The organism is Nonomuraea sp. B19D2 (assembly GCF_040137845.1).
GTDB lineage: Bacteria > Actinomycetota > Actinomycetes > Streptosporangiales > Streptosporangiaceae > Nonomuraea.
The window spans coordinates 1-7183 of the sequence record NZ_JBEFAK010000109.1 but is presented as its reverse complement, the minus strand read 5'-3'; the positions used below and the strand labels follow the sequence as shown (position 1 = coordinate 7183).

The window sequence follows — 7183 nt, the reverse complement described above, 5'->3', positions numbered from 1 at the left end:
TGCGCGGCTCGGACAGACGGGCCAGCAGCGGCGCCTTGGTGCCCGCCCCGTACTTGGCCAGCGTCTTCATCCGCCGCACCGGCACCTTGTCCACCCGCACCCGCCCCAGCCGGAACGCCGCGATGTCATCCACCCGCTTGAGCGCCTTGGCCATCTCGGTGCCCGAGTGCCGCTTGGGCGCCTGCCGCAGCCGCTCCAGCTCCGAGATCCGCGCCCCTTCAGGGACCACCAGCAGCCCCGACAACGCCTGCGGCAATCGAGCGTCGGCGCGCTCCACTTGACGCGTCACCGTCGCATACAGGCGCTCATCTGCCCGCCCCCGGACGCTGGCCACCAGCCGCTCCAGCACCGTCACCCCGGGCAGCAGCACCCGATGCCGGCGCAGCCACGCTACCGACTGATCGAACAGCGCCGTCGGCCCCTCCGCGTGTGTCCACGCGCGACCGTGCAGAAAGGTCAAGAACCGCTTCGACAGCACCCGGCCTTCCCACGACTCCCGATCGTCGAAGTCGTGGTAGCCGTAGATATCGCGGATCATCCACGCGTGCTCGTAGACCGTCTTCGGCCGCTCGCCGTACCGTTTTACCTGCGAGGGGTCCCCGATGCCCAACTGTTCGGCCAGGTAGTCCACCACAGGCCACGGCACCTCGAGCGGGTCCTCCAGGAACAGACCCTTGTGCCGAACCGTGCCGATCTGGACGGCTACGCCAAGGCGGTGTGAATCCTGGCGTGAGTGCGCGATCACTTCCCGGTCGAAGGCGTCCAGGAAGAAGAACTTCTCCATGTCCGGCAGAGACGGCATCTCACCGAAGGTCGCGTACGCCGTCCTCTGCTCATCAGACAGAAACTCTGCAGGCATGACCGACGACCGTAGACACGCCACCTAGCGCCCGGTAACAGCCGGAAACACACCATAAGTCCAGATCTTGAACGGAAATGATCAACCGCAGGACGACCTACCCAACCGTCCAGCTAAGTTACTCGCGGGTACCGCCAACGGCTGTCCGCAGGTTCCTCAACCCCGAACACCACGGCCAAGAACCTCGCGCTTCCCGAAGGTCCGCTGCTGGAGGGATCTCTCGGCGAGGACCCGCTGGCGGCCGAACCCGCGGGCCCCTCGGGAGCGCTGATCGGCTACGCCCGCGTCTCCACCCGCGGACAGCTCCTGGACCGCCAGACGGCCGCCCTCACCGCGGCGGGCTGTATCCGTATCTTCGCCGACAAGAAGTCCGGCAAGAACGCCGAGCGCGAGGAGCTGTGGAAGGCGCTGGACTACCTGCGTCCCGGCGACACCCTCGTGGTGCCCTCGTTGGATCGCCTGGGTCGCTCCCTGCAGGATCTCATCTCGATCGTGGCGGGGCTGCGCAAGCGCGGCGTCGGCTTCCGCTCCCCGTACGAGGCGCTGGACACCACCACCCCGGGCGGCCGGCTCGTCTTCCATGTCTTCGCCGCGCTGGCGGAGTTCATCCGCGAGCTCATCGTGGAAGGCACCCATGAGGGCCTGGCCGCCGTCCGCGCTCGCGGTCAGCGTCTGGGACGCCCGCCGGCGATGACCGCCGAGCAGATCCGGCATGCCCGCGACCTGCTCACCCGGCCGGAGAACACCGTCTCCTCCATCGCCCGGCTGCTTGGCGTCAGCCGCTCGACCATCTACAAGTACGTCCCCGAGCTCACGACGACGCCCCGTCCTGCCATCGGCCGGTCGGCGGCGGAGCTCGATGCAGGCCGCTGATTGTCCCAGCTCAGAGCAGGTTTGGCGGTTGGTGGCACGTTGGTTAACGGCACCCCGAATAGCCGCGGCCGCGGCGGATGATCTGTCCGGACGTGAGGGCCTGGCGGACGGCTTCGTCGCCGATGGTACGCAGGTGGTCGACCAGCAGGCCGGGCACGTTGAGGACCACGTCCGGGTCCAGGGCCGGCTCGCCGGTGTCGTCCGGGGCTATGGCGAGTTGGTCGGGCAGGTCGCGAGCACCGGCGGCGTCCAGAACACGACGAATCGTCTTGGGGGCGACCCGGTGCTGGCGGGCCAGAACCTTGACGGCGGTGCCCTGCCCGTATGCCTGCACGACGGCGGCCGCCTTGTCCTGGTCGAGTGCTGCGGGGCGGCCGAGGGTCTTGCCGGCGGCCTGGGCGGCGGCGACGCCCTCGCGGGTGCTCTCGCCGATCATGTCGCGCTGGAACTGCCGTTCGGCCGCGTGGCCGAAGTGGAGTTCATCGGCCAGCACGACGAAGGCGTGCAGTTGTGGCAGGGGAAGTTCGGGACGGTCCATACGTCCACAGATATCAGCTCATCAACCATCGCGTATTGGACGTATCATTCCTGGTCCTCCTAGCGTTCGTCGGGTGACGGAGCGACGCGCGATCCTCAGCGGATCGACCTTCGAGGAACAGATCGGGTACGCCAGGGCCGTCGTCGACGGCGACCGCGTGCACGTGTCGGTGACCACCGGGTTCGACTACTCGACCATGACGATCTCGGCCATGATCAGGGAACTCCATGCGAACGAGGAGTTCGAGCAGGTCGACGAGTTGTTCCAGCGGATCTGGGGATTCGAGCCGGACAGCCGGCCGATCACCGCCGGACTGATGCGGGCACTGACCCACGCGGGCAACTACGTCTCCGGCGCCTTCGACGGCGACCGGATGGTCGGGGCGTCGGTGGGCTTCTTCGGGCAGGACTCGACCCTGCACTCGCAAAACACGGGCGCGGAGGCGGGACGGGGCATCGGCTTCGAGCTGAAGCTGCACCAGCGGCTATGGGCGCTGGACCGCGGGATCTCCCGGATCACCTGGAGCTACGACCCGCTGGTCCGCCGCAACGCGCACTTCAACCTGGCCAAGCTGGGCGCGCGGCCGGCGGAGTACCTGCCGAACTTCTACGGGGTGATGGCCGACGCCATCAACCAGGGCGACGAGTCCGACCGGATCCTGGCCGTGTGGCCGCTGACCGATCCACGGGTCGAGGCGGCGGTCCGGCGGGTGCCGTACCTGCCGACGGTGCCCGAGGACGCCGTGGTCGGGCTGGGCGACGACGGCGACCGCCCGGTCGAGGGCCGTACCGACGGGCGCGTGGTGCTGGTCGCGGTCCCCGAGGACATCGAGCGACTGCGCGGGGTGGACGCCGGCGCCGCCAAGGCGTGGCGGCACGCCGTACGCGACGTGCTGGGCGGCCTCATGGCGGAGGGCGCCACGGTGACCGGCTTCCATCGCAAGACCTACTACGTGGTAGAGCGGAACACATGAAGATCACTGGGTGGAGCTGCGGCGGATCGTGATGCCGCTGGTCTCGCCGTTCCGCACGTCGTTCGGCACGTCGTTCGGCACGTCGTTCGGCACGTCGTTCGGCACCAAGGCGACGCGGGACGTGCTGCTGATACGCGTGGTCACGCCCGACGCCGAGGTGTGGGCCGGGTGCGTGGCGATGTCCGAGCCTCGCTACAGCCCGGAGTACGCGGACGGCGCAGCCGAGGTGATCCGCCGCTTCCTGCTGCCGGCGCTGCCCGCCAACGTCGACGCGCACGGCGTGGGCCACGCCCTCGAACCGATCAAGGGGCACCGGATGGCCAAGGCCGCCCTGGAGGCGGCGATGCTCGACGCGCAGCTCAGGGCGTCGGGCGAGCTGAAGATCGAGCCCGGCCACGACATCGAGCCGGTGCGAGCGGTTCGGCGACGACGTGCTGCTCCAGGTCGACGCCAACGCGGCCGACACCCCGGCTGACGCCCAGCACCTGTCCAGGCTCGACGACTTCGGCCTGCTGCTGATCGAGCAGCCCGCTCGCCAACGACGACCTGGTGCAGCACGCCCAGCTCGCGAAGCGGCTACGGACGCCGATCTGCCTGGACGAGTCGATCGAGTCGGCCGCGCACGCCGCCGCCGCGATCTCGCCGGCCTCCTGCTCGATCGTCAACATCAAGCCGGGCCAGGTGGGCGGCTACCTGGAGGCGCGCCGCATCCACGACCTGTGCCGGGCGCACGGGATCGCCGTGTGGTGCGGCGGGCTGGTCGATGTGCGGAGAGAGAGGAGGGGATTCAGGGTTCGCTGCGGGCGACCTCCAGGAATCGTGTGACCATGGGGTTCTGGTCGTCGCGACGCCAGGTCACTGCGACGGTGGTGCGTGCGCTGTTCGGTTCGATCCGGCGGTATGCGACACCGTTGAGGCGGATCCGGCGAATGCTCGCCGGGGCGAGAGACACTCCCAGTCCTGCCTCGACGAGCGCGCAGACCGTCTGCCATTCGACCGCCTGCTGGCCAAGGCGGGGTTCGAAACCCGCACTGCGGCACAAGGTGAGGATCCGGTCGTGGAACATTGGTCCGGCACTGCGAGGCAGCAGCACGAACGGTTCGTCCGCGAGTGCTTTGATCGGGAGGACGCGCTGGGCCGCAAGAGGGTGGGCGGCCGGCAGGACCGCGATGAACTCCTCGGACAAGATCGTCTCGGTCGCCAGCCCCGGCTCGTCCGGCGGCTCGCGCAGGAGCCCGACGTCGATCACATGCTCGTGCAGAGCGGTCACCTGCGGCGCTGTGGTCATCTCATGGATCTCCATCTCCACCTGAGGAAACTGATCGCGGTAGGCGCGCAACAAGCCTGGCAGGACGGTCAGCGCAAGCGATGCGGCAAAGCCGATCCGGATACGACCGGCCTCACCGCTGCCAATGCGTCGGGCCGTGTCCAGGCCGACGGCGATCTCGTCGAGTGCGCGCCGAGCGGCGGGCAGGAGTTGGTGTCCTGCCGCGGTGAGGGCGACCGCGCCGGGTCCTCGGGTGAACAGCGGGTGCCCGACCTTCGCTTCCAGGCGGCGGATCTGCTGGCTGAGCGGCGGTTGCGCGATGCCCAGCCGCTCCGCTGTGCGCCCGAAGTGGAGTTCCTCGGAGAGGACCGCAAAGGCGTGAAGCTGCTGGAGGCTGAGCTCAGGACGGTCCATACCTTTAGAGATATCAGATGATCCTCGGGAAGGTATTGGACATATCGCTGCTGGTTGCCTACCTTTCGCCACATGACAGAACGACGCGTGATTTTGAGTGGATCCACCTTCGAAGAGGAGATCGGCTACGCGCGGGCGGTGATCGACGGCGACTGGGTGCACGTGTCCGGGACGACCGGGTTCGACTACGCGACCATGACGATCTCCGACGACGTGGTCGAGCAGGCCGAGCAGTGCTTGCGCAACGTTGAATCGGCACTGACCGAGGCGGGCTGCTCGTTCGCCGACGTCGTCCGGGTCAGATACCTGCTGCCCGATCGTGAGGACTTCCAGCCGTGCTGGCCGACCCTGCGCCGCTGCTTCGGCGACATCCGCCCAGCCGCGACGATGCTGGTGTGCGGCCTGTCCGATTCCCGCATGAAGTTTGAGATCGAGGTGTACGCACGACGGCCCGCAGCGCCAAAGCCCGTGCCCGCTGCTTACTGAACCGCAGCAGGAGCGCCCCGCCAGTTGCCTCATGCGCGCTGCTCCAGCTACTGCGGCCCCGCACGCAAGCGGGAGAAGCAACGGTACGGCGCGGCGGCGTCATCTCCGTCATCGGCGTCTACGGCGGCATGACGGATCCTCTGATCACATCGGGCTCATTCATCCAGGGCGCCGGACCTTGATGTCGCGCGTGTCGGTGACGGCGACGCGCAGCACGTCGTACGGCCGGCCGTAGGCGTCGAGCGCGGACATGGCCCGCCGGGTGGCGTCCTGCTCGCCGTCGTGCGCTCCGCCGAAAAGGCCGGTAGAGGGACCGGAGACAACCACTCAACACCACCCACGCGGCGAGGAGGAGTCTCGATACCGAGCCCTGACCCCAACAGATTCCACGTTCTGCCAGCCACGTACACCTGGTTCAGACGTGGAATTCATCGGCCTGATCCTTCGGGGTCGGTCCGGAAGGGACGGCGATCGTCATGCCCGTGCCTCCCTGGCGTCCCGGGCTTCTGCGGCGACCAGGCCGGAGATGCCCCGGCTCGGCGCGTCGGGCAGCACGACCGCAGCGCCTTGGTACCGCATGCCGCCGACGACGGCCGGGCACTGGAGCCACCACACTGCGTCGAGGTCGCTCACCATCGTGGTCCCGTAGGCCGCTACCAGGCTGGCCGCGGCGCCGGTGCCGATCTCACTCTCCAGCATGCAGCCGAGGATGGTGCCCATGCCCTGGGCTCGCGCCAGTTCGAGGAGGGTACGGGCGGCGCTGAGTCCGCCGCTCTTCGCCAACTTGACGTTGACCAGGTCCGCCGCGCGCCGGCGGATGTTCAGCAGCAGCTGGTAGTCGGCGGGGAACTCGTCAGGGCCGCCGGCCTGATGCCGGTACGGGATCATCATGAAGCTGGCATTGACCGCGGCGTGCTCGGGATCGGCCGCCGTCCTCGGCGAGCATCTGGATGACGACCTGCTCAGCCACGCTCATCCGCTCCAGTTCGCCCTCGACCTCGGCCAGTTGCTGCGCCTGGTCGGCCAGTACCACACGGCGTGCGGCGAAGGCCCGCGTGCGACGTACGTCACGTGCGACACCGCCGCGGGCGCGCGGCAGGTGGCCATACACCTGCTTGACCTGGGGCATCGCCGCATCGCGCGCATCGAGGGTGCCTACCGCGCCACCGTGCAGTTACTGGCCGAACGCCGTGATTTCACCGCCATTGCGGCGGAGAGTGACATGATTGCGGTCGGCGTGCTGCGCGCGCTGGACGAACACACCTTGTGTGTCCCCCAGGACCTCTCCGTCACCGGGTCCGACGATCTTCAGCTGTCCGCTTACCTGCGTCCGCCCCTCACCACGGTGCACAGGGCCCCAGCCGCACTCGGTGCCCAGGCGGTCAGCACGCTGCTGTCGCTTATTGACGACACCGCGCCGCCGAGCCCGACCGTGCTTCCCGTCAGTCTGGTGACTCGCGACTCCACCGCGGACGCACGGTAAATCCGATCCGATCTCTGCCGTGGACGTCACGGCGGGAATCCCGACCGACGATGCAACCTCCCCACGGCCTCATCCGGACGACGCCGGCCAGAACAAGACGCCGACCGGTGAAGGTATGCATGCCGACCGGCACGACCCGACAGGGACATCCTGCTGAACATCTTGGACCGTCCCGGGAATCTTGGAGGCTACGATTCCTGCGAACTTGCGAATGACGTAGCAGATTCCTGCGCCTTATAGAAGGCGCCTTCATACTCCTTCGGTGGAATATTACCGCAGAACGAGTGGAG

The 7183-nt window shown here is 68.2% G+C and carries 11 protein-coding genes; 6 read left to right on the top strand and 5 right to left on the bottom strand.

The window, feature by feature from the left end; all coding sequences use genetic code 11:
• The coding region (locus ABN273_RS58730) for a DUF4158 domain-containing protein (protein WP_349458497.1) at positions 1-859 on the bottom strand (859 nt) is incomplete at its 3' end.
• Positions 860-1000: 141 nt separating this feature from the next.
• Between ABN273_RS58730 and ABN273_RS58725 the strand changes: the two genes are divergently transcribed.
• The gene (locus ABN273_RS58725; protein WP_349458498.1) at positions 1001-1732 is read left to right on the top strand and encodes a recombinase family protein; all 732 of its coding nucleotides are present in this window, start codon (positions 1001-1003) and stop codon (positions 1730-1732) included.
• Between the two features lie 43 nt (positions 1733-1775).
• Here the strand turns inward: ABN273_RS58725 and ABN273_RS58720 are convergent, their stop codons facing one another.
• The gene (locus tag ABN273_RS58720; RefSeq protein ID WP_349458496.1) at positions 1776-2270 is read right to left on the bottom strand and encodes a helix-turn-helix domain-containing protein; all 495 of its coding nucleotides are present in this window, start codon (positions 2268-2270) and stop codon (positions 1776-1778) included.
• Positions 2271-2343: 73 nt separating this feature from the next.
• On the opposite strand from ABN273_RS58720, the gene ABN273_RS58715 reads away from it, so the two are divergent.
• The 3 genes from ABN273_RS58715 (at position 2344) to ABN273_RS60210 (ending at position 4068) form a co-directional block, all read left to right on the top strand.
• Positions 2344-3243, top strand: coding sequence for a GNAT family N-acetyltransferase (locus ABN273_RS58715; RefSeq protein ID WP_349458495.1), 900 nt, complete (start codon positions 2344-2346; stop codon positions 3241-3243).
• A gap of 10 nt (positions 3244-3253) precedes the next feature.
• Positions 3254-3718, top strand: coding sequence for a hypothetical protein (locus tag ABN273_RS60215; RefSeq protein ID WP_502911359.1), 465 nt, complete (start codon positions 3254-3256; stop codon positions 3716-3718).
• 74 nt (positions 3719-3792) lie between these two features.
• Positions 3793-4068, top strand: a complete 276-nt coding sequence (locus ABN273_RS60210) for an enolase C-terminal domain-like protein (protein ID WP_502911358.1) — start codon at positions 3793-3795, stop codon at positions 4066-4068.
• Here the strand turns inward: ABN273_RS60210 and ABN273_RS58705 are convergent.
• Positions 4031-4924, bottom strand: coding sequence for a LysR family transcriptional regulator (locus ABN273_RS58705; RefSeq protein ID WP_349458494.1), 894 nt, complete (start codon positions 4922-4924; stop codon positions 4031-4033). The two genes, ABN273_RS60210 and ABN273_RS58705, sit on opposite strands and share 38 nt — an antisense overlap.
• 72 nt (positions 4925-4996) lie before the next feature.
• On the opposite strand from ABN273_RS58705, the gene ABN273_RS58700 reads away from it, so the two are divergent.
• Positions 4997-5410, top strand: coding sequence for a RidA family protein (locus ABN273_RS58700; protein ID WP_349458493.1), 414 nt, complete (start codon positions 4997-4999; stop codon positions 5408-5410).
• Positions 5411-5569: 159 nt separating this feature from the next.
• On the opposite strand, the gene ABN273_RS58695 is transcribed toward ABN273_RS58700, so the two are convergent.
• Together ABN273_RS58695 and ABN273_RS58690 are read right to left on the bottom strand one after the other, a co-directional pair.
• Positions 5570-5737, bottom strand: a complete 168-nt coding sequence (locus tag ABN273_RS58695) for a hypothetical protein (protein WP_349458492.1) — start codon at positions 5735-5737, stop codon at positions 5570-5572.
• Between the two features lie 147 nt (positions 5738-5884).
• Positions 5885-6301, bottom strand: a complete 417-nt coding sequence (locus ABN273_RS58690; RefSeq protein ID WP_349458491.1) for an enolase C-terminal domain-like protein — start codon at positions 6299-6301, stop codon at positions 5885-5887.
• Between ABN273_RS58690 and ABN273_RS58685 the strand changes: the two genes are divergently transcribed.
• Positions 6300-6893 carry a substrate-binding domain-containing protein gene (locus ABN273_RS58685; RefSeq protein ID WP_349458490.1) on the top strand — a complete coding sequence of 198 codons (594 nt, stop codon included), beginning with the start codon at positions 6300-6302 and terminating at the stop codon, positions 6891-6893. The two genes, ABN273_RS58690 and ABN273_RS58685, sit on opposite strands and share 2 nt — an antisense overlap.
• Positions 6894-7183: the final 290 nt, after the last annotated feature.

Excerpts from the sequence above, each read along its gene's own strand:
- ABN273_RS58720 (WP_349458496.1), bottom strand. The coding sequence starts at position 2,270 with ATGGACCGTCCCGAACTTCCCCTGCCACAACTGCACGCCTTCGTCGTG.
- ABN273_RS58705 (WP_349458494.1), bottom strand. The coding sequence starts at position 4,924 with ATGGACCGTCCTGAGCTCAGCCTCCAGCAGCTTCACGCCTTTGCGGTC.
- ABN273_RS58700 (WP_349458493.1), top strand. The coding sequence starts at position 4,997 with ATGACAGAACGACGCGTGATTTTGAGTGGATCCACCTTCGAAGAGGAG.
- ABN273_RS58685 (WP_349458490.1), top strand. The coding sequence starts at position 6,300 with ATGAAGCTGGCATTGACCGCGGCGTGCTCGGGATCGGCCGCCGTCCTC.
- ABN273_RS58690 (WP_349458491.1), bottom strand. The coding sequence starts at position 6,301 with ATGATGATCCCGTACCGGCATCAGGCCGGCGGCCCTGACGAGTTCCCC.